15 protein-coding genes are annotated in these 21,644 nt (G+C 61.1%); 1 reads left to right on the plus strand and 14 read right to left on the minus strand.

Annotation, left to right across the window (positions count from 1 at the left end; translation table 11 throughout):
- Positions 1–14: 14 nt before the first annotated feature.
- From QCE79_RS23650 to QCE79_RS23690, 9 genes are all read right to left on the minus strand, one after another.
- A complete protein-coding gene (locus QCE79_RS23650; RefSeq protein WP_309848206.1) occupies positions 15–2,981 on the minus strand; it encodes a bacteriophage N4 adsorption protein A in 2,967 nt (988 codons plus the stop codon).
- 98 nt (positions 2,982–3,079) lie between these two features.
- Positions 3,080–5,260: a glycosyl transferase family protein gene (locus QCE79_RS23655; RefSeq protein ID WP_309848207.1), complete on the minus strand. Its 2,181-nt coding sequence runs from the start codon at positions 5,258–5,260 to the stop codon at positions 3,080–3,082.
- On the minus strand, positions 5,257–7,482 hold the full coding sequence (locus QCE79_RS23660) for a cellulose biosynthesis cyclic di-GMP-binding regulatory protein BcsB (RefSeq protein WP_309848208.1): 2,226 nt from the start codon (positions 7,480–7,482) through the stop codon (positions 5,257–5,259). The genes QCE79_RS23655 and QCE79_RS23660 overlap by 4 nt, the downstream gene beginning before the upstream one ends.
- Positions 7,483–7,674: 192 nt before the next feature.
- Positions 7,675–8,874, minus strand: a complete 1,200-nt coding sequence (gene wecB, locus QCE79_RS23665) for a non-hydrolyzing UDP-N-acetylglucosamine 2-epimerase (protein WP_309848209.1) — start codon at positions 8,872–8,874, stop codon at positions 7,675–7,677.
- Between the two features lie 466 nt (positions 8,875–9,340).
- Entirely contained in the window at positions 9,341–9,871 is a 531-nt protein-coding gene (gene tssJ / locus QCE79_RS23670) for a type VI secretion system lipoprotein TssJ (RefSeq protein ID WP_309848210.1), read from the minus strand.
- A 21-nt stretch (positions 9,872–9,892) separates the two neighbouring features.
- Positions 9,893–11,035 carry a type VI secretion system baseplate subunit TssG gene (tssG, locus tag QCE79_RS23675; RefSeq protein WP_309848211.1) on the minus strand — a complete coding sequence of 381 codons (1,143 nt, stop codon included), beginning with the start codon at positions 11,033–11,035 and terminating at the stop codon, positions 9,893–9,895.
- Positions 10,999–12,846: a type VI secretion system baseplate subunit TssF gene (tssF, locus tag QCE79_RS23680; protein WP_250468755.1), complete on the minus strand. Its 1,848-nt coding sequence runs from the start codon at positions 12,844–12,846 to the stop codon at positions 10,999–11,001. The genes tssG and tssF overlap by 37 nt, the downstream gene beginning before the upstream one ends.
- Positions 12,847–12,854: 8 nt before the next feature.
- Positions 12,855–14,435: a type VI secretion system protein TssA gene (tssA, locus tag QCE79_RS23685; protein ID WP_250468763.1), complete on the minus strand. Its 1,581-nt coding sequence runs from the start codon at positions 14,433–14,435 to the stop codon at positions 12,855–12,857.
- On the minus strand, positions 14,435–16,771 hold the full coding sequence (locus tag QCE79_RS23690) for an ImcF-related family protein (RefSeq protein WP_250468765.1): 2,337 nt from the start codon (positions 16,769–16,771) through the stop codon (positions 14,435–14,437). Before QCE79_RS23690 ends, tssA begins: the two co-directional genes overlap by 1 nt.
- A 949-nt stretch (positions 16,772–17,720) precedes the next feature.
- On the opposite strand from QCE79_RS23690, the gene QCE79_RS23695 reads away from it, so the two are divergent.
- The gene (locus QCE79_RS23695; RefSeq protein WP_250468767.1) at positions 17,721–17,900 is read left to right on the plus strand and encodes a hypothetical protein; all 180 of its coding nucleotides are present in this window, start codon (positions 17,721–17,723) and stop codon (positions 17,898–17,900) included.
- A 51-nt stretch (positions 17,901–17,951) separates the two neighbouring features.
- On the opposite strand, the gene QCE79_RS23700 is transcribed toward QCE79_RS23695, so the two are convergent.
- The 5 genes from QCE79_RS23700 to QCE79_RS23720 all read right to left on the minus strand — a co-directional run bounded on the left by QCE79_RS23700 (position 17,952) and on the right by QCE79_RS23720 (position 21,578).
- Positions 17,952–19,187 (minus strand): hypothetical protein, encoded by a 1,236-nt coding sequence (locus QCE79_RS23700; RefSeq protein WP_309848212.1) that lies wholly within the window; start codon positions 19,185–19,187, stop codon positions 17,952–17,954.
- 3 nt (positions 19,188–19,190) lie between these two features.
- Positions 19,191–19,448 carry a PAAR domain-containing protein gene (locus tag QCE79_RS23705; protein WP_309848213.1) on the minus strand — a complete coding sequence of 86 codons (258 nt, stop codon included), beginning with the start codon at positions 19,446–19,448 and terminating at the stop codon, positions 19,191–19,193.
- Positions 19,449–19,540: 92 nt separating this feature from the next.
- Positions 19,541–19,678, minus strand: coding sequence for a hypothetical protein (locus QCE79_RS23710; RefSeq protein WP_309848214.1), 138 nt, complete (start codon positions 19,676–19,678; stop codon positions 19,541–19,543).
- A 420-nt stretch (positions 19,679–20,098) separates the two neighbouring features.
- On the minus strand, positions 20,099–20,671 hold the full coding sequence (locus QCE79_RS23715; RefSeq protein WP_309848215.1) for a hypothetical protein: 573 nt from the start codon (positions 20,669–20,671) through the stop codon (positions 20,099–20,101).
- A 427-nt stretch (positions 20,672–21,098) separates the two neighbouring features.
- Positions 21,099–21,578 carry a hypothetical protein gene (locus tag QCE79_RS23720; protein ID WP_309848216.1) on the minus strand — a complete coding sequence of 160 codons (480 nt, stop codon included), beginning with the start codon at positions 21,576–21,578 and terminating at the stop codon, positions 21,099–21,101.
- Between the last annotated feature and the right edge of the window lie 66 nt (positions 21,579–21,644).

A 21,644-nucleotide genomic window follows, 5' to 3' on the forward strand; every position in this document is an offset into this window, starting at 1 on the left:
CAGCATGAGCGCCATCAGTACGAGAATACCGCACCGAAGAACACGCCCTTCGCGCGATCGTCGCCCGCCACGCGCACGCGATATTGCACCGATATATCGACGAACGAGCGCGTCGTATCGTAACCATCGCCACGGAACCAGTAACGCGCCGCCACGCCCGCGCCGATGCCCACCGGCACGCTGCGATCGATTGCAGAATCGTAGTCCACGCCGACCACCGCATGCGGAAACACGGTGAGGCGCGGGCTGATCGAATCGATACGATACGTGCGTCCGAGTCGCGCGTTCGCGGTCGCATACGTCGACGGATTCACAAGGTAATGGCCCGCCTCGCCGTAGAACGTGCCGGTCCACCAACTCGGCACGTCGAGGCGGCGCGTGTCCCCGAAACCGGTCGAATAGGCCGCGCGCGCGAGCCAGTCGGAGCGCACGTCCGAGCCTATCGGCAAGATCTTTTCGATGGCGAAGATCGCATTCACCGATGCAAACGGCTTCACGCGCGCACCCAACGCGGCCTGCAACGTCGATGCCCCCGACGGTCCGCTACCCTGCACGCCGAAGTTCTCGTAACCGCGCGCATAGACTTCGAACATGCGGTCGCCGAGGCTGCCGAACGGGCGCCAGTACGCCTCCGCGCCCGCTTGCCAGTTGCTCGACAGGCCGGGCGTCGGGTTGAACGCAAAGCCCTGCTGCGCGCCGCTGCCGCGATAGTTCACGTTCATGCTGAAGCCCCAGTCGCGGGTGGCTTCGGCGTGGGCCGCGCGCGCGTCGTACACGGCTTGCGGCGGGAGCGCGTCGTCTGCGTGAGGCGCGCTCGCGGTGCGATCCATCGCGCGTTCGAGATAGCGCGCGCCTTCCTCGTTGCGATGCATCGAAAGCGCGGCATAACCCGCATCGGCTTGCGCGCCCGGTGGCAGTGTCCCGCTTCGTTCAGCGCGTGCGAAACGGTCCAGCGCAAGCTGCCGCTCGCCCGCCCGCGACGCGATGAAGGCCGCCTGCAGGTCGCTCATCGAATCGAGCAGATTGGCGTCGATAGCCGCGCGCGCTTCCTTCGATGCCTCGCGCGCTTTTCCCGCCGCCGCGAGCGCATCGATCAGCGCGATGCGCAATTGCGGATCGTCGGGTACGGCGGCGATCGCATCGCGCCAGTGGTCGATGGCCTCGCCATGCTTGCCATCGCGTTCGGCCAAGCGTGCGGCGCGCGTGTCGGCGAGCGCGGGGTCGTGGGCGTAGACATCGCACGATGCGCCGTAGCGGTCTTCGCGGCAATCGAAGGTCGGCCGCGCACGCGGGTCGATGTCGTTCTGCGCGGCGGCGGCCATTTGCAGCATCGTCTTTGCGCGCTGACGGCGTAGAGCGATGGCGGCGTCGGCATCGTCGAGCGCGGCGGCGTTTCGTTGCGATACGGACGGCAGCGCGTCGAGCGCGGCTTGCGGACGGTTCTGCGCGAGCCGCACATCGGCGATGATCGTGCGTGCCACACGGGCATCGCGATATCGACGTTCGGCTGCGGAAGCGGCTTCGCCGCTCGTCGAGGCCACGTCGTTCGTGGCTTGGTTGCCGCGCGACTGCGTTACGCCCGCAATTGACGGATTGGCGCGGCGCGCATCGGCTTCGTCGAACATCACGTTTTCGCCGGAAGCCGCGGCTTCGGCGCGGCGCGCGTCGCCTTCGGCGATCAACACGCGTTCCAGTTCGATGCCCGTGGGGTCGGCGCGCATGGCGCTGCCTTGCGTGTCGGCGTTCACGTTTGCATCCGTAGCTTCGCTGCCGCGTTGTCGATGGCGCACTGCCGCCGAACCAGCGAGCATCGCGCTGCTTGGGTCTGAGGGGTCGGCGCTTGTCTTTGCACTGGCAGCGTCACTTTGGCGCTGATTCCGCAATGCCGAGGAAGCAACGCTCATCGCGCCACCATCGTTCTCATCATCCGCCTGCGCCCCAACGTTCGCCCGCGTATCCCCCGCCTGCGACAACGACTCCGGCGCCACCGCCAACGCGTGCGCGAAATCCGCGTCCGCATTCGCGCCGCGCGCCGCACGCGCATAGCCGCGCAAGGTCCACCAGAGCGCGTCGTTGCGATCGATCGCGATGCAATCGCTCGCCGCCGCTTCCACGCCCGCCAGATCGCCACGCGCGAAGAGGGTTTCGAGCAACTGCGTGCGAAACTCCATCCGCGACGGCGCGAACGCCACCGCCTTGCGCGCATGGCTTTCCACTTCGACGAGATCGCCATTCGCACGCGCCGCATACGCCGCCTTCGATTCCACCGGCGCCAGCCGATCGCCGATATAACGCCGCCGCGTGCGCAATTCGTTGTTCTCGCCGAAGCGACGCGCGGCATCGTCGGCGGCGGCGTAGGCGGCGGGATCGTCGCCGGAAGCGGCGAGCGAATCGACGAGCAGATAGCGCAAGCGCTCGACTTGCGGCGCGAGACGCACGGCTTCACGGCTCTCGCGCGCGGCCGCCGCGTAATCCTTCTTGCCGAAATCGCGATACGCCGCGCGCGCGGCCACGAGCGCCGGACCTTGCAGATCGCCGGCGCCGCCACCGCCCGGATGCCCTTCGCCACCGCCCGCGATCGACGTATCGATCTGCCGGCGGCGCGAGATCAATGCGGGCACGGGTCCGAGTTGCGCGATCGCATCGGACAGTTCGTGGCTCGCTTCTTTCAGACGGCCACGCGCCGCCAGCGAATTGGCCAGCAGCACGCGCAAACCCACGACATCCGGCCGCTGCCGAATCGCCTCGCGCGCCGACGCGGTGGCATCGGCATATCGATGTTCGCCGAACGCCGCGTAAGCGTCGCGCGCAATGCGATACGGCGCGCCGCTCAATTGCAAGGGCAAGGTTTCATCGGCGTGTGCGTGACCGCTCGCGCACATCATCGCGGCGGTCCAGAACATGACGCGAGCGACGCGGGATGTCGCGCGCGTTGCCGGCGGCGTCATCCGGCGCGCGTTCGGCACCTGACGATCGGGCATCGTTCCGGTGTGCAATCGAGCCCCATGCTTTCTCGCAACCGAATCGATTCTTTCCCGCAAAGCCGATTCTTCGCCACGCAGGCGCGCACGATAGCGCTTCATTGCCCACCCGCCCGCTTCGCATACCGGCGCCGTTGCTCGCCCACCGCCGAAGCGAGCGCTTCGCTCGTAATCACGCGCTCGGCGACCATGTAATCGCCGATACGTCCATGCCGCTCCGGCCGATAATTCTGCAACGCCGTTTCGAACGCGCGGCGCGTGACGAGGCCCATCTCGATCATGATGTCGCCAAGCAAGGGCACGCCGCGCGCAGCCTCGTCGTTCACCGCCTTCGCGGCCGTCTGCTCGTCGCCGGAAAGCGCCGACACGCCCACATCGCGCAACATCCGCAAGCCTGCCGCGATCTCGCTTTCGCGCACCACGTTGATCGATACCGCGCAGCCGGTCGCTTCGCGCAATTCGGCGAGCGCCGCGTCATCGAGCAGACTGGCGCTCACGAAGATCGCGTTGCCGTTCGCGTCGGCGCCCTGGGGCATGGCGCGCAGGCGCACGAGCGTTTCCGGCGGCACCGCGACGCCCGGCTCGTTCTGCATGCGAGCCACGTCGAACCTTCCACGCGGCAAGTCCGCCTGAAACGCGATTGCTTCCGCGAGCGTCTCCTCGTCGAGCCAGCCGCGCGTGACGAGCACGCGTCCGAGCGGCGCTTCGCGCGCATGGTCCGTCTGCTTCGCCTGTTCGAGCCGTTCGGGGTCGATCGCCTGCCACGACACCAGCAAGTCGCCGAGGTCCTGACGCGTGCTGCGCAAGCCATCCACGCTCGGGAAATCGTGCATCGTCTTGTCCCACGCGAGCCGCCTTCCCGTCACCACATGCACGATAAAAAGGCGCCACGCGCGCGACACCGCCATGAAGTTGACCACGTTGCCGATCACCATGCGCGGCACCGCCAGAATGCCGTGCTCCCAGCCGTAAAGCCGCGTCGTGAAGATGATGCGCTGCGTGACGCGCAGCAAGAGCGCGACGAAGTTCGCGGCGAGCAGCGCCTGCAGCCAGCCGGAATCGATGAACGGTGACGGAAAGAAATCATTCGTAAAGCCGAAGTACGAAGCGCTCGCGAACAGCATGAACTGCACGGCAAGCAGATAGGCCAGCATGCCGACGAACGCCGTCACCACGCCCTTGCGGTCGCGCAGCAAGAGATAGCGGTTGGCGAGCGTGCCGCTCCAGCCTGTCAGCGCCCAACCTTGCAAGCCGATGCCGAGCGTCCAGCGCGCCCGCTGCCGGTACGCGGTGCGAAACGTGTCGGGGAAAAATTCGCGCACGCATAGCGGCATGGTGGTCGTGATCTCGCGCTCGGGACCCAGGCCGAACCACACCTTGCGGCGCGACGTGAACTGCACCGGAAACAGCGGAAAGATGGACTGCATGCCCATCTTGAGAATGCGCGCGCCGATATCGTAGTCTTCGGTGAGGCTCTCGGTATTGAACGGCTGACTCTCGGTCTGCCGAACGAGCGCGAGCATCGCGCGGCGCGAGAAGCACGTGCCCACGCCGGCGGAGGGCACCGCACCCGCGAGACTTTCGCGCACGACCAGATCCTTTGCGTGCCATTCCGCGAACTCGTCCATGTACGTGCCCGCGACCAGTTCGAACCAGTTGCGTTCGAGCGATGCCACCGGCAACTGAATCATGTCTTTACGCGGCAGCAGATAGTTGAAGAACCTGAGTTCGATGGGATGCAGCACGTCCTCGCTATCGTGCATGACGATCCCCGCGAACTCCACGCCCGCCTCGAACTCGTAGCGCAGAATCGCCTGCACGAGCCAGTTGAGACAGTCGGCCTTGCAGGTCGGCCCGTCGTGCGGCACTTCCACGCGATGCAAATGCTTGTAGCGATGCCGCATGCGTTCCACTTCGCGGATCGTCGCCGGATCGTTCTGATAGGTGCCGACGAAAATCGTATAGCTGCGGTAATCGAGCACGCGCACGAGGTCTTCGATCATCGGCGCGATGACATCGTGCTCCTGCCAGGCGGGCACCATGATGGCGATCGGCTGCTCGTCGCGCGCGTAAAGCTGCTCGACGGTGAGCGGCGCGTAACGGCGTTCCACCGTCACGCGCCGCCAGAACTTGCGGGTCCAGAACCAGATATCGATGAAGAGATCATCGAGACTCGACAGCAGGATGATCGTCGCCACCACCGCCGCGACGTATTCAAGTGTCTGGTAGTACTCGGCGACGAGTATCTGGCCGTACCACCTGATCGTTTCCAGGATCACGCGCCGTTGTCCTTCTTCTGCCGGCGCAGATGCCTGCGGCGCGCCTGACCCGCCAGCGCGATCAGCACCAGCAACAACACCACGAGCACGGCCGGAATGCCCCAGCGCGCCCAGTGCCGCGTGATCCAGTCGGAGCTGCCCGCCGGTTCATCGACGAGTTCATCGGGATTCACGGTATCGAACTGCTTGAGGACGCCGCTGCCGTCCACCACGGCAATGTCGCCGCGCGAGAGTTGCAGCTTGTCGCTGAGTACGGGCATGGCGCCCGCCGAGCGATAGACCACGCCGCTTTGTCCGTTTGAGCTCGCCACGCTCACCACCGCGACACGCGAAAGGCCCGACATGTCGAGCAGCATGTCGCCCGAAGCGGACTTCAGCGAGAGCCTGTCGGCCGAATAGACGGCGGGATTGTGCTCGTCGGCAAGCGGAACATCGGCGGCGAGGAACGCGCCATCCGGATGCACGGTCGCGCCCGACTCGCTCACGGCGAACTTCGCCTGCACGGGAGCGACGCCCGCCGCGCCTGTCAGATAAGCGAGACGCGGCACGCTGTTCAACGCATCGTCGAGCCAGGCGTGCGGCACGTAAACCGTCGCCGCCGATGCAAAGCGCGCCGCCATGCCCGCGAAGGTGTTGTCGAGCGTGGAGTTGCCGAGTTGCAGATGGCTCGTCGGCAACACGGCGACCGGGTAGGCCTGGCGCGCCTGACAGCCCGCATCCGGTTGACGGCGAAAGCTCACGCGCAATTCGTTGGTGCGTGCAAGCGCATAGCGCGGAATCGGCACGATGATGCGTTGACGCACGCCATCCACGTTCAAGAGGCGCGCGCCGATCATCACGTCGTTAAAATACACCGTCGCGGTCGCGCCGCCGTTGGAGAGTGTCGGCGATGCCGCGAGGTCGAGCACCACGTTCTGCGGCAGACGGCCGTTGCCCGAAGCCGCGGCGAGGTCGAAGCGCGCGGACCACGACGCGTTGGTCTGCACGTCGATGCTGCGCGGATCGCCGCCGAGCTCCGAAAGCGCGATGTTGTCGCCGCGCACGCGCTGGTCGGCATCGATCGAATGCACGATCAGCCGGTTCGATACATCGATGGGCCGCCAGCTTGCCGCCAGCGCGCCGATGCCGCGCGTGTCGCCGACCACGATCACCGCGCGTCCGCCGACATGTGCAATGCGCACCTCGCCCGGCGCGAGCGGCGCGGTCAGCGTGTTCATCGTGCGGGCGCGCCATTCGTCGAAGGCGGGCACGGCATCGGCGGAAGCGGTGGCGACTTGCGCGCGCAACGCATCGAGCGCGTCGACGATGCGCTTTCTCATGCCGTCATCCGCCACGATCACGTCCGGACCGAACGCCGCGCGCGCTCCGAGCGCGACGAGCGCGCCGAGTTCGGCGTCATCGCTTATTGCATGCTTGCCGCCCGAGGCCAGCGCGCTGAACGCGGGAATCGCGCGCAAAGCCGCGGGCACGTCGATGCCGGTCAGGTCGGCCGTATCGCCCACGGCTGGCAGCGCCTGCACGAGCGGGCGCTTGCCGTCGCGTTGCAGGAGCGCATCGGTGCGCCAGGCCGTGTCGTAGGCGTCGCTGGCGAGTTTTGGCGACGACACCGCGAGCACCGGCGCGTAAGGCAGCGCGCTCCACGCCGTGCGCAGATCGCGAATATCGGCGGGATCGAAGCTGAAGGTCAGACGCGTTTCCGGACGCACGCGCAGCACGTTGCCGATCGCGGTCTGGTCCGTGCACACGTTCTGGTTGATCACCGAGGCGAAGCCGAGCCCGAGCCGCACGAAACCGGCCGAACGCGGCGCACCGTCCACGCCGATGTTCACCGCGACGTTGCCCGCGTCCTGCGTGAAGGCGCGCGAGAGCACGGGCGAGCCGTCGAGCGAGAGCAGCATCGTCACGCGTCCGCCGTCGCCGCGTACGTAGCCGCCGTCGAGTTGCAGCGTGGCGTCGCTGAGCGGGACATCGGCGGGAACGGGGAGATAGAACTCCTGGCGCGTGTCGGGTGCGCTCAGCGTGACGTCTTGCAAGAGCCCTAGCTCGCGCAGTGTCACCGTGCGCGCTTCGCGGCCGTTGAGCCCGAGATGCGCGAACGTGCTTGCAAGATCGCCGGCGGCGGCGAGCGCCGCGCACGGAAGCGCCATGAAAAAGGCCGCCCATGCGGCGGTCAAAGCGAGTGCGACGCGCAATCGGCGCGGTTTGATGATGTCGTTGATCAAGGCGAATGGCTCGAATTTTGGCGCATTCTCACGCACAGCCGCTCTGTCGCCCGATGAGGCTCGAGAGCGCGAACGCGCGAGATTGCGATGGTCTTTTTGGTGCAACGCCCAAGCTGGCAGTTATTTCGTTCGATATCCGCATCGTTCGCTTCGCGGCCTTGCGGCGCTTCGCGCGATGCGCGCACTGCCGCACTACGCAACCGCCGCGCGCATCAGACGATGCTGCTCCTCGGACACGCGCAAGTCGGGGCGAAACTCCTCGAAAGGACGGTCCAGCAACGCCGAGACGATGCGCGACGAGGCATGGCCGTCGCCATAGGGGTTCACGCTGCGGGCGAAGGCGGCGCGGGCGCTTTCATCGTCGAGAAGCAGCGACACAGCGCAAACGATTGCATGGCGATCCGTGCCGACGAGCCGCGCGGTGCCGGCCTGCACGGCTTCGGGGCGCTCGGTGACATCGCGCATCACGAGCACCGGCTTGCCGAGCGCGGGCGCTTCTTCCTGCACGCCGCCCGAGTCAGTCAATACGATGGACGCGCGCTGCAGGAGACGCACGAAGCCCATGTAGTTCTGCGGCTGAATGAGGAACACGTTCGGCGAGGCGCCGAGCGCGCTGATCACCGTGGCCTGCACGTTCGGATTCAGATGCACCGGATAGACGATCTGAACATCGTCACGCCGGGCGATCTCGCCGAGCGCCGCGCAGATGTCGCGCAGACCCTGGCTGAAGCTTTCGCGCCGATGACCGGTCACGAGCACGAGTTGTTTCGAATCGTCGAGATACGGGAAGCGAGCATCGAGCGAGGCTCGCAGCGTGGCGTTCGAGTCGATGCGCTTCGTCACTGACAGAAGCGCGTCGATCACCGTGTTGCCCGTGATGATCGAGCGGCCTTGCAGCGTCTCGCGCGCGATGTTCTGTTCCGAGCGCTGCGTCGGCACGAACATGAGGTCGCTCATGACATCGACCACGCGGCGGTTCATTTCTTCCGGCCAGGGCCGCGTCATGTCGCCGGTACGCAAGCCTGCTTCGACGTGCGCCACCGGCACGCGCCGATGAAACGCCGCGAGCGCGCCTGCCGTTGCCGTGGTGGTGTCGCCGTGCACGAGAATGCGGCACGGCTTTTCTTCTTCGATGACGTTATCGATCGCGCCGATCAGCCGCGCGGCCAGCCCGTTCAAACTCTGGTTCTCGGACATGACCGCGAGGTCGTATTGCGGAGCGATATCGAAGAGATCCAGCGCCTGTTGCAGCATCGAGCGATGCTGACCGGTTACGCACACGATGGACCGAACGCCCGGCTCCGCTTCCAGCGCCTTGACGAGCGGCGCCATCTTGATGGCTTCGGGGCGCGTCCCAAAAATGGACAGTATCGTTGTTCGCTTCGTTGTCATTGGTCCCGACGGCTACACAATCTTTAACAATTTCGATTGTATTCAGACGTTTAGAAACCTTCTGCCAACTAAAGTGTAAAAAAGTCTAACCAGAGCTTTCTGCCCTTGCGTGGCCATGTTTTGTCAAGGCTTGGACGGTGGTTTTTACCGGAACGGTTAGTTTTTTCCCACACTTCGAAGCGCGCAGCCGCCCTATGCGCACGGCCGTTTTATACGATCAATCCACGCCGATATCCAGTAGTACCGAACTCATGGATTTCCCATGAGCGTCGAGGGCGAGGGACGTCGGGCACTTGCCTGGGAGCGAATGCTATTGCCGCGACACAGCCGTCTTCTATCATTCGCTGCGCAGCCCGCCATGCAGACTCCCGTGAGCATGGATAGCGGGCGGACGTTGCCCGTAGTGAGGAACGCGGTTCGCGAGCGAGATGTCCGTCGAACTGAATCAGTGCCCCGGTGCGCAAGTCTATTTCTTGCCGCTTGCCTTAGTATCGGTGAGCTCCGTTACTTGCCGATCCGATAGCTCGAGTTTGAGCGGAGCATCGGCGGACAGCTTTTTCGCCTCGACGACCTGCTTCCAGCTTCCGTTCGCAGGCGGATCGCGATAGAAAGCGGCGATCGCTATGTATGCCGTTTCCTTTTCCAATGGCTGTGAAAGACTCGCCGATGCAGCTGGGTTGACCACCACGCCTAGGCTTGCCTGGAGATCTTGCGCGAGCATGGTTTTGTCGTCACGAATGAGATCGCCATAGGCCGCGCTGTCGAATAGCTTGCGGTCCTTCAGTTGATAAATGCGTACCGCCACTGAAGTCGAACGACCCGCCGCGTCCTGATTCAGCCCGGCGCGCGCGGTCAGATCTACGTCGAGCACTTTCACCCGTTTGTGGAAGACTGCGTTATAAGCGTCGACCGAGGTATCGGAAACGGTTTGCCAAGCGCCGCATCCCGAAAGCAGCAGCGTCGCGGCGACGCTTGCTGCGCTAAATCGTTTCAACATGATTGCCTTCTGCTATTGAAGTCACGCCGCGTGCGGGCTGACATGTGGCTTGAGATAAGGATTGATGCCGGGAGCAGGAAGCGCCTCGCATACACCGAGCGATATCTCGATGTCGCGTTCCGCCTCGGAGGGCAGCACCACGGTCCAGCCGAGCCGCGGGGCGCGCGCGCCCAGCAGGACGCCAACCGCCGGTGTCGGAACGAAACGCGAGGACATCTGCACGCGCAAATGCACATCGGCCTTGACGCCGATATAGAGACGCACCAGTGCCATCAGATCGCGATGCAGCCACCCACCGGGCAGGAGATCGTTGGCCTGCTCGGCGTCGCGCGGACGCATCGTCACACGCACCGCACGGCTTCGATAGGTAATTCGCTTGCCGAGCACATAACCTCCGCCGAGGCCACGTCGCTTGCTGCCGGCGCTTGCGGCACCCACGTCTTTCGCGCTTAGCGGCGAACCCTGTTCCGTGCGCTTCGCAACCGGCCAGAACTCATCGACCCTGACCTCCACGCCGGGCGCACCAAGCGCAATGACGCCAGCCAGACCCTCCGGCGTGCGAGTACGTTGAACCATCAGACTTAGCAAGGCGAGCATGCGCGACTCTGGCAAACCGGCGCGCGCGGGCTTGTTGCCCCAGCCGAAACCAGCAAGACACAAAAGCTTTTGCGAGTGCTGGTCCGTACCGCCGTGGCAAAAACTTTCCGGATAGCGATACTTCTTCCACGCCCGATAAAGCAGCGTCGCCAGCCGATGATTGAATTGGTCGAGAAACGCTTCGACTGCTTCGTGCCCCTCCTCGCGCTGGACGATATCGTCGAGATAATGCGTCGGCATCGTCGCATCGACGCCGTACAGACCCATGAACGTAGTGCGCACGGTAGGCGCAAGCAGGGCATCGCCCTCGTCCGCGAATTCGACACTCGCCATTTCGCCTGCGGGAAAGCCCATGCGCGGGCGCGGCCTGAAGCGCACGGGTTCGTGTTCGGGCGTGTCACGCTCGCCGAAACCCGGCCTGTTCGGCTCGCTCGCCTCAAAAAGACGGCACAGTTGCATGAAGCTCATTCGTGGCGCGCGCGCGAGCAACGCGGCGACGAACGGTTCGACCCCCGATAGATCGCGCGCCGTCATAGCGGAGCACGCCGCGTCTTGCTGCGCGGCCATTCGATGCGAGCCTGCGACGGCAGACTCACGATGGCGAGCTTCGTGAAGAGATTGATTTCGGCATACAGTTCGAAGAAGCGATGCAGCAGTTCGGCGAACAGCATCACGTCGCCTTCGCCCGAGAACGCCTGCGAGTCGAGCGTCACTTCGATCAGCACGCCGCGCTCCACAGCGCCGCCGGAAATCTCCTCCAGCAGTTGCTCCGAGACGTGCAGAATGCCGGCGAGCCGCCGCCGATTGAGTTCGTCGTTGGTCCAGTCATAAAGTGCGAGCGCGCCGCGCAAGACCTCGGCGTTGAGCATCGATAGAAAATTTGGCGCGAGATGTGACAACACGCGCCACTGAAACCGGTCGCCGGTGGGCGGATAAAGCGGCAGCGTCGGCGCGACGAGATTACGCACGCCGCCCACGTTTGGCGTGCTGAGCGCGAGCTCGTCGATGCGCGCTTCGCGCAAACCCTTACGCGGCAACATTCCGTTGGTGCCGGTCACGCGTAGCGATATGCTTTCCTCTGGCAGCGTCTGCATCGAATCCCATGCATGTCCGCCAAGAATCACCCACGTCTCGTGTAGACCGTCCATACCCGGCCGCACGCGTGTATGGAAGTATCGTTCGGGCGACTCGTGCCGCAACATGCCTCCGCGATGTCGAAACGTCGCGAAGGGAACATATTCGAAGCGCTCGGCGGTTTCGTGATCGAAAGATTCGGCGGCATCGACCGAATAGGTTTCGACGTGCCCGCCCTGATGCCCCGCGGGCACCACGCGATACTCCGTCTCGTGATGATTGATTACCACCGGCTCGGCGTCGAGGCTGAACAGGTTGATGACCGGCGTGCAGAAGAGGCGCAAATTGTCTTTGTTGAAACGCTGATCCGACGGATATGCATGCTTCAACACAATTTCGAACTCGAAGCGCGTCGCGCCCACCGGAAGCATGTCGATGTCGAGCCCGCAAAGATCGACGAACAGAAACTTCTCGCGGAACGTGAAATATTCGAGCAGCAGCTGATAGCCCGAAAATGCAGCATCCGACTTAGGCCACAACCGTTCTTCAGGAGAGAACCCTGCCGGTTCGATGCTCACGCCTTTGCACGGCAGGGCCTCGCCGTTACGAACCTCCGGGATGCGCCATTCGATGACGTCGACCTGACGGGTCAGCGCAAGGTGCATGGCAAACGCCGTCGGCTGATCCGCGCTCAGGTGTAGTCGCAGGCGCGAGAGATCGGTTTCCGTGCGGCGCGCCGAGTTATCCAGTTCAAAGGCTATCCGAATGACCGAACGGCCGTCGTGCCGCACCGCGGGGCCTGCCTGCAAGAGGCGCAACGGCTGCATGGCGACGGGCTGCGTCGTGCGGTAGAGGCATTGCACCGTCCGAGGCGCAGCGGTTGTGCCTGAATCCGTCGGCACGGAAATCGGCGCGGAGCGCACCGCGACGCCTGCCGGGACGTATGCGGTTTTCTGCATCCGCTCGCCTTGCGGCAAGAGTTCCACGACGGACAGCGATGGGATCATCCGCAAGTAGTGCGGCCAGAGCAGGCTTACGATGCCTTCTGTCAGCTCCGGCAGTTCGTCGTCGAGTTTCTGCCGAAGCCGGCCCGTGAGAAACGCAAAACCTTCATAAAGACGTTCGACGTAGGGGTCGCGATCACCCACGCGATCGAGATTGAGCATGCGCGCGCGATCAGGATGCGCCCGTGCGAACTCGCGCCCAGACTCGCGCAGATAACGCATTTCTGCTTCGTAGTAGCGCAGGACCGGATCGCCGCGCGAGAGGTCCTGATTGGGGTCTTGTGTCGATTCGTCGTTCATCTATGTTTTCATGACAGCGTGAGCGCACGCGCCGGGTCCAGCACGATCAGTTCACTACGCAGTTCGCCGATACGGTTGGTCAGCGTTGTCTTGTCGGCGTCCTTGCGGACGCTCATCGTCTTCAATGCACGCATCAATTGCTGCTTGACCTCAAAAGCGAGCGCCGGCTCCCAGCGTGCGAGAGGCAAGGTGCGCGTGGCGGCATCGAGTTCCGCGAGAAGTGAGAGTGCGGTATCCGCGCGGCCGGCCTGCTCGGCCAGACGCGCCATCATCAGGCGCTGCAGATAGCGATGCTTGTCTGTCTTCATGCCCGGCAGCGCATCGAGCCAGATAAATGCAGCTTCAATACCATCGCGCGCGGACAAATCACGCGCCTGTGCTTCGATCTCGGGCCAGTCTCCGGCCGCACCTTCCGCGGCATTTGCCGACACCGGCAACGCCGCGATACTCTCGCCTGCGTCAAGATCGCGCACGACGGCGTGACGCGCGATCCACTCGAGCGTGACATCATCGGCGAAAGGTGTACCGTCATTGAAGGCAAGCCGCTCGATGCCGGGAAGACGTTCGAGAAAGAGCGCGAAATCCGCGCGCAGCAAATCGCGCCATGCATCATAAGGCGTGCCTACGTTATCGAGCGCAACGTGCTGAAAATGTTGCAGATCGAACCAGAGGTGATTGACCCCTTCCATGAACGCCGCTTCGACGCGTTCCAGCAACTCGTTCCATTGCTTTTGCAGCACGAGGCGCTTGAACTGCTGACGCAATTCGCCGCGTGGCGCGGCGAGCCGGGTTCGAGCGCCGGCATCCGCGGGCGGGACTTCGTGAAGCGTATCCCAACGGATACTGCGCACGAGTCGCGCAGAAGGCAGATAGCCGTTTTCCTGATCGCGCAACCATACAGCCATGGTGCGAGCCTGATCGAGCAATTCGCGCTGCGATGCGATCGGGGCGCTACCGGCAAGCGCCGGAGCCGACGGAATCGGCGCGGTCGTGCTCGGCTCGGCGCTTTGTATGCCGTCGTCCTTGCGTTGGAAGCGAGAGGCGAGCATCTGCAAGTTGGGCCGCGCCGCTTCCGGCCATGTGAGTGTCTTTCCGACGATCGCATCGAGCGCGGCGACCGCGCGTTCCACATCACCAGGATCGAAAGCGTCCCGGCTGTCGAGCAAGTCCAGCGTGCGTGTCGTAGCGAGCATTTCGAGCGCGCCCTTCCTGGCTTCGGGACGCAAAGGCAAGATGGCATCGCCGAAGCGGTCGATCATGGCAGCAGCGAGTTCGAGACCATCGACGAAGCCTTCAGGTCCGTCCTGACGCAATCGCGCAAAAGCGTAATGGCCCGCGACACGCAGATCCTTGCCGACTTCTTTCGTGATTTGCTCGCACGAGCGGACAATCAACGAATCGTCGATGCCCGAAAGTTTTCCTGCTTCATCCTTCAAGCTGAAAAAGGCGTCTTCGTAACCGGGATCTCGACCGACGCCTGCATCTCCGGGAAGCGGCGCGAGCCAAGCCTCCCAAGTGTCGAGGCGAGCGCGAGCAAATTGGGCAGCATCGCGCGAAGGGAAAAGCGTTTTAAAAAGACCAGCAAACATCAATGCATCTCTGTGGTTGCGCCTTGCGGCAAGGGAATGCCCAACTGATTCGCCGCAGTGAACGCTCCGGGAGGCAGCGGCGGAGGGTTCGAGGCCGCCGACGTCGCCTTCGTCTTCGCGGGGTTATTGACCAGGAAGACGCGCTCTGGCAAGGCGAAGTGTCGTAACACAAGTACATCGAGCGGACCCGCGCCGCCTTCCGCGCGCATCTGCACCGAAAGCGGCAGCGCCTGACTTTGATCGGGTGTCCAGGAAAGCAAGTAGCGCGCGCTGTCCTGTTGCGTAACCTTCGCACGCTCGAGCAGGCGTATCACGCCGAAACGGCCTTGGGCATCGAGGGCCGAGCGCAGGCCGCCTTGCGCCGTTTCCCATTCCAGATGCGTGACGTTCTCCAGCGACTGGCCCGGCCATTCGAAGGGCATCCATTCTTCTTGCTGATTGAAGTACTTGAACGTGCGGCCCGCAAGCACGAACGTCATTTCGGTGACGCCGGGAGTTGGTACACCACGGAGATCGAAGCGGACGTGTGCATCGCCGGATGGAAACATCACGGTCGAGACGCGCGTGAGCTTGTTGAGCGCGATAAGGAACGCGGGATCGAGCGTAAGCGCGCCCTGATTCGCGCCCTGCGCCGCGGCCCAGTGATCGCCCTGCCGTTCGATGATGCCTGCAAGTTGCGTCGCGACGAACTGCGCAATCACGCCATTGTCGAGCCGCAGGAAGCGCGCAAGATCGGGCAACGATGCATCGTTGTCAGAATCCGCGAACGGATAGCGGGATGCGAAGTTGCGATTCCAGTCCGCGAGAATGGCCGTGCGCCAGATGTCATTCAGACTTGCGGACGCGGGGCGCACGACAACCTGCCACGTCTGGTCGAAGGGAGCTTCAAAGAGTTTGCCGAAACCGGCCCAGCGCTCGCCGAGGCTCGCGGACACACGGCTTGCGTAGTCGCGGCTGTCAGCAATATCCGAAGTCTTTCCTTGCAGCATCGCTTGCGCCGCGGCGCGCGACATGGCGTCCGGGTCGGGACTGGACATCATCTGCTGCGTTCTCAGGCGCATGGCGGTGACGCGTTCGAGATAGCGCGGCAGACTGAGGTCGCCGACAGGTTGCGGCACGCCTTTCCCATTCACGGACGCAGCGGCTACGAGATCGCTTCCGGTCAGGCGCAGGACGGGGCCGAAAGCTTCGGCGAGCGGGGTGATCCTAGCTTGAGCGCGCTTCGATGGATCTTTCTCGTCGGCGCCCACGAGTTGCTGTGCCTTCGTGATCAGACTGTCCGACAACGTTTGCGTCGATGCGCCCGCGCCGGCCTGATAGACGATTGCGTCCATCAACGCGACGAGCGGCGAGCGTTGCGGGTCGCCGAGCAGTGTCAGTTGATCGACCGTGCCGGAAAGCGACGATGCATCCTGCCAGCGAATACCGTTGAGAAATTGCGCCCAGGCGCGGAAGTAGTCGTCGAAGTAGCGTTGGCGAAGTTCGGCCTTCAGTGCCGACGGCGATGTATTGTCGGCTTTCGCGTCTGAGAGCACCCAATCGCCTGCGACGGTGTGATGTTCGCTCGCCTCGTCGATCGCTTTGGGAATGCGTTCTTCCCAAGCGGCGCGCGTGAAAACGCCCGGGACCGTGGCGCTCGTGCCGAAGAGGCCGCGACTAGGATGATCCCCGAGGATGCCGGCCAATGTCAGCGGCGGATATTTGGGCTTGGTTTCATCGATGATCTGCTGGTAGATCGCATCCGTCGAATTCTGGATTCCGCGCACGCCAATGATCGTCTGACGCGCCGACGCTATCAGTGCCGCGTCGGGCGTCAAGGCCGGCGACGCCCCGTGCTTTAAGTGGCTTGCATAGAATGCAATTGCGTGCTGGCGCAGGTCCTCCCACGCGCCTTGCGTGAGCGTCGCATTTTGCTGGCGCGCGGGTTCGTTGGTGGCTAGTAGCTGCGTCGTAAGGAAGGTTGCGTCGGCGTGCTCGGGGTTGGCGAGCATGAGATATGTTTTTAGCGTGTCATAGGCTGCCTGAACTTGTGCGTTGCCGCCACTGGCGATTTCGGCATCCGATAGCGAGGCAAGTTGGCTCAGGCGGTTTTCGAGTTTGGCTTTGATGGGAACGATCAGGACGCGTGAGGCGGCGTTGAGGTAAGCCGGCCAGAGGCGCTGGTATAGGGCGGCGTCGTGGTTCAGACCGAAGCGGGTGTAAAGCGGCGCGCCTTCCTTGCTGCGGATTTCGAGCGTGTCGAGTTGTTTGTCGAGCGCGTTTAACGCCTGCAGTCGTTGCTCGGGATCTTTCGCGGATGACAGACTTTCCAGCGTGCCTGCATCAGTTCGGACCATTGAACGATTGACGAAGCCTGAAAGCAACGTGCCGGCGACAAATATGCCCAGGACAACGATGACGCCATATGCCGCCGCGCTCGATAACGACACGCCCACACGGCGGCCATAGATAGCGCGACTGTGCGTTAAGACGGATTTCCAAAGAGCGTCATAAGACGGCAATGCAAAAGCTTGTTCGCTCACTTCGCGATCTGCGTCCTCGACCTGTTCAACACAAATCGGGGCAAACAGCAAACCGTGTACATCACTGCGCCAGAATCCCGACGTTCCAACCGTGTCGAGGAGGACACGTAACGCGGCACGAAACCGCTCTATGTGTTGCGACATCTCCGCCGCAGCCCGATCGAGCGGGTCGCGAGCAAGGCGTGCAACCCCGTTGCCTGCAAGACTGCCGGCGAGATTCGTTAGAGTGGTTTCAAGTTCTGCCGAGTTCGAGCGACGATCCGACCACGTCACGCCAATCGATGCGTCGTACGCGGAAATATTCCCGGTACACCTGACGGCATCGACAAGATAGACAGGCGCCGACCAGCACAACGTTCGAGCCTGAAGCACGAGGCGCTGCGCCATGCCCTCTGCATCGAAGGGCGTCCTTGCCGGGCCGAGCACTTCAGTGCAAGCAACCACTGCGTCCACAGGGCGGTGACGACGTAACCGCCGAAGTTTTCTTAACCATTCCACGTCGGGTTGACCGTCGTCATGGCATCCATGGAGCAACACGGCGCCTTGAATCATCTGCCAGCCGCTGGTGGAAAGTCCTGGCGCGATGCGATCCACGACCGAGCGCTCGCCGGCTACGAGTATCCACCGAGCCCGGTGTCTCCACCTCAACCCGAAGCGATGAACCAGCGCGGTCTGTAATGCCTTCGCGCTGCCGGCCGAGTCTTGCGAGCGCAAGTTGTCAGCCGTGCCACCGGGTGGACTTGCTTTTTCCGCGTCGTACCGCATGAACCATCGTGTGGCCCTTAGCGATGCAATCAACAGCAAGATTGCCTCGAAGAACTTGCTCAGCAAAATCAATATCAAGAGCACACAAAACAACGAAAGTTCAACGATGAGCAGCTTGTCTCCTGACAAACCAATGCTTGAGCCCTTTACCGCCAAGCCAACCGCCAACGCCAGATAGACGATGAAAATAGCGATAGCAATTAAAAGCGCCAGCGGTCTTTCTCTTTGTTTAGTCACGTTCTTTCCTGCAAATCAGAGCGGTCATTTCGTCGTCTTCCCGTGCCAAAATCAAATGAGGGTTGGGGCTCGCGCCTGCGCTTGCTGCAGCTAGCGCAAGCGCGAGCCAACCGCTAGCAGCCGAGCAGTCGCCGATCGACGACTCGATCGAGATCAATTGGGTTTGCTCATCGAGCTTCGCTGACCGACGAACAAGGCCCACATCATCTTCTTGCAAGCCAGCAATCCAGACAGTGCTCAATTCCTGCACACTTGCCCCGGACCAACGGCTTGCAAGGCCAATCGCGTCCGCGATCTTATCGACGCCTGACTTGACCGGCCGGTGCAGGTGCACTGCCGGCTGACCGCCAGCCTCAGGCTTGGAGACATAGCCAAGCAACACGGCAACCCCTACTTCGGCGACTCCCCCGCCAAGCACGTTGCTTATGGCATTGCGAAGTTCGATTGCAATGACGAGATGAAAGGTATTTTCGTCTTTCTGATCCAGCCACGCGTCGGTGGTGAAGAGCGCAAAAACGTCTTCGCAACTGATCCGGAGATCGAACTTTCCAAGCTTTTTCAGCAACGCGCAAATTCGATCAATCACAGGCTGCGTCTTGAGATTGGAGTGCAAGCAGAGATGTACGTGAAGCGTGCTTTTTCCCGGTAGAGCTGACAACGGCAACTCTAGATCGCTGAGCATTTGGTCGATCAGCCATTCGCACACAGCCAGATGACGAGTGTGCTCCCCCAGTTCGTTGCTCGGATAAAAAGGCTCGCCGGGCACGTCTATCCAGCGCGCCAAGACTTCTCTATCTCTCTCGGCAGCGCTCAGACGCAACTCTGAACGAACTTTTCCATCGACGATGCTCTGGAGACTGTTTTCCTTCTTGTCCGAAGAGTAGTGCCAGGAATAGCCATAAACGGTCAATGGCTTACTGGCGGCAGCGTGACATGCTGCTTCTGCATCTTCGCTGACTCGATTATTGGCAAGCGCTGATGCTCGCGCCGCGGAACTGTATGCCAAAGTTGAAAAGAGCGAGAAGGCCCAAATCAGAACGGGGTATCCGACGGCGCAGAGCCAGAACCAGGCCGTATCTGTCTTATGGCTCTCTCGCCAAAGAGAAATCACCATGGTTGCGCCAATGCACAGTGCAAGCACCAACAACGAACCCCAAAGGACGAGCGACGCTCTAGGTGCAAGCGGAACCGCCGCTTTCGGTGGAATTCTTTCGAAATCGATTGGCATCGTCTACTCGACGGAAGCACCGAGCGGGGATGCAATCAAGTACGCGCCACATTCCGTGTGGTCTCCATCACGGGAGAGTGAGGCGATGCCATCTTTTATCCGCTTGCTTCCTTCGACGATCCGGTTGTCGCCACGGATTGGGCAAGAGACAAAGTCTCCGATGCGGGCAGCACGTCGACCTTTGACTTTAATGCGGTTGGAGCCGCTGAGGATCTTGCCGCCGTGGCTGGTTACATCGCCTTCGTATGCTAGGTTTTTCATGATGGTTTTGTTTTGCTTCGCGCCAACGGAAATCGGTTCAATCTAGAAGCCTGGGTTGTGGGTGCCTAAGCGCTTGGCCTGCTGGGACCACGTCACGCTTGGTTTTGCAGATAAGGAACCACCCGTAGCGACTCGTCGTACACGGCGCTGGTGCGGTCATCACCCATTGCGGTCCAGCTTCGCCTTGCAGGCGCGTGCAATTCGCCGTTCGGGTTGGTCTTGTCTTCCAATTAGCGGCCCTTTTGCGATTCGAAGGATTGGACTTCCGTTACGAGCTCCAAAAAAAACAGAGACCTATGCGGAAACACCATTTTAAGAATCACCAATTTGACTTAGTTACCGAAAATCTTTCATCGCTTGCAAACTCAGAGTATTCGTCAAGGATGTGATGGACATCTCCCAAACACCGTCGCCTAAGTTGCGACTCAAGCCTCAACATTCAATCCGGCGTGTATATGTCTAATTTTCCTTTGCAGCCTGTCGATTCTTTACTCGCGATGGAATGTTCTTAGTTAAGCCGAGTGAGTTCATTCTGGCCTCGTAAGCCACATAAAGCGGTATGGCCCTACTCTCAAATCCGTTCGTCCAGTAGGCGTCAGCAAGGTTAAGCTTGGCAACAAATCGTTCCGGGAATGCACTCACTATGTGCTCTAGCAACGGTATTGCCTCGTAAGATCGATCATACTTTGAAGATTGAAAGCAATATCAATTATATCCTGCACAGTATTTACATTAATATACGGCACTAGCTCTTCGACGCTATAAAACGGAAATAATCTGATGAATTCTTTAATAGCCGCCTCATCTTTTATAATGGTCCGAAAATAACGAAGCTGCGAAATCACCGCTTTCCTCGACTGGGTTGAAGGCGTATATCGAGGAGGTCTTAGATCGCCTGGCGCAAAGCAGCCTTCCACACGCGCAACATATTCTTTTGAGGCTACTTCGCCAGAGTTTAGGTAGGGCTTTTCTCCTGTTACTTCTCGTCGTAAGCACCAATTCCCGAACGAACTATCCCATTCATAAATGTTCGTAAAAATCTGTCCCCCTTGACTCGAACAGCTGCCGTCAATGGCTATGGAATACGCACTTGGAACCTTGTAAACTGCCATCGAGCTACATGAATCGAATTTATCCACATTATATAAATGGACAGCCCCATCTGTCGCACGATAGCTGATTTTTAGCTTGTCGTGATCGTTTTCAGATGTCAATGTACTCACAACGCCAATCCTCTCGAAATCATCTCGAAGTACGTTTTCGCGCGCGTAAGCCGGCGTATTCATGACCGAAAGTAGAACAACAAAAATCAAGCACTCGCAGGTTGCTTCTCTCCACTTCACAGATTTAAATGTTCTGCGCCCTTATTTCGAGGAATAACGAGGCTATCCTATCGGTTCTACGAAACTCTCGCACTGACATGCATCAAAGCAAAAGATGAAATCTATGGCATCGCGCGACTTCAATAAACTTACACCGTTTGCGAAAATCCTTTAGATCGCTGACATCTCCTTGACCGCGTTGATAACATCGCGGCCAACATGCCGCTATTTTGTGGCTTCAGATGCAAAAGTCTGCGTGGTACTCTACCCACTCTAAGTGGTAGTCCGCCATAACACTGCTTTTTGCGGTATTAGCTACAGTCTTCCGTTAGTCGATGCCATCAATCGGGGCCACCGTCCCGATGCCTCTGAAAGCTCGCGAATTGAACCTTTGGTAAATTCCTGGCTCACAGACTCTGTTTGATAAAAGTTTGTCGCCTCGTTTCACATAAACTCCGCCGAGTGCGCTTGCGTACACTACGTAGTTATAGGCACCGCGTCGAAACTTAATGTGTGTTGAGCTTGCATTGGCTGCGGAAACATCACTAATACTGAATCTATTATGTGGCGGAAGGCTCCGTTCTGGATATTGGAGTTCGATCTTCTCTTTCGTTCCGATGCGGTATTGTACATAGCCGTTATTCGGCGAGATATTACCAGATGCACAAAGGGAAATTATTTTTCCGCTGGCATGACAACTGAAATACACTTCCTCAAAATCCTTACAAAGCGTCAATTCTGCGTGTGCAACATTTAATGTACTGGAGCTGATCGCGAGTGCAATCATAATTTTTTGGAAGCTGAGCATTTTGTTTATACGCGATCGTTAGATTGTAGCGACTCAGCCTACGAGCCAGTCTTGGTTAGTTAATTC

Origin of the sequence: Caballeronia sp. LZ003 (genome assembly GCF_031451465.1) — a bacterium.
Classification (GTDB): domain Bacteria; phylum Pseudomonadota; class Gammaproteobacteria; order Burkholderiales; family Burkholderiaceae; genus Caballeronia.

What these genes read in the sequence shown, in the direction of transcription:
- QCE79_RS23650 (WP_309848206.1), bottom strand. Translation starts at nt 2,981, where the DNA reads ATGCCCGATCGTCAGGTGCCGAACGCGCGCCGGATGACGCCGCCGGCA.
- wecB (WP_309848209.1), bottom strand. Translation starts at nt 8,874, where the DNA reads ATGACAACGAAGCGAACAACGATACTGTCCATTTTTGGGACGCGCCCC.
- tssJ (WP_309848210.1), bottom strand. Translation starts at nt 9,871, where the DNA reads ATGTTGAAACGATTTAGCGCAGCAAGCGTCGCCGCGACGCTGCTGCTT.
- tssG (WP_309848211.1), bottom strand. Translation starts at nt 11,035, where the DNA reads ATGGCCGCGCAGCAAGACGCGGCGTGCTCCGCTATGACGGCGCGCGAT.
- tssF (WP_250468755.1), bottom strand. Translation starts at nt 12,846, where the DNA reads ATGAACGACGAATCGACACAAGACCCCAATCAGGACCTCTCGCGCGGC.
- tssA (WP_250468763.1), bottom strand. Translation starts at nt 14,435, where the DNA reads ATGTTTGCTGGTCTTTTTAAAACGCTTTTCCCTTCGCGCGATGCTGCC.
- QCE79_RS23690 (WP_250468765.1), bottom strand. Translation starts at nt 16,771, where the DNA reads ATGGTCCGAACTGATGCAGGCACGCTGGAAAGTCTGTCATCCGCGAAA.
- QCE79_RS23695 (WP_250468767.1), top strand. Translation starts at nt 17,721, where the DNA reads ATGAACCATCGTGTGGCCCTTAGCGATGCAATCAACAGCAAGATTGCC.
- QCE79_RS23700 (WP_309848212.1), bottom strand. Translation starts at nt 19,187, where the DNA reads ATGCCAATCGATTTCGAAAGAATTCCACCGAAAGCGGCGGTTCCGCTT.
- QCE79_RS23705 (WP_309848213.1), bottom strand. Translation starts at nt 19,448, where the DNA reads ATGAAAAACCTAGCATACGAAGGCGATGTAACCAGCCACGGCGGCAAG.
- QCE79_RS23720 (WP_309848216.1), bottom strand. Translation starts at nt 21,578, where the DNA reads ATGCTCAGCTTCCAAAAAATTATGATTGCACTCGCGATCAGCTCCAGT.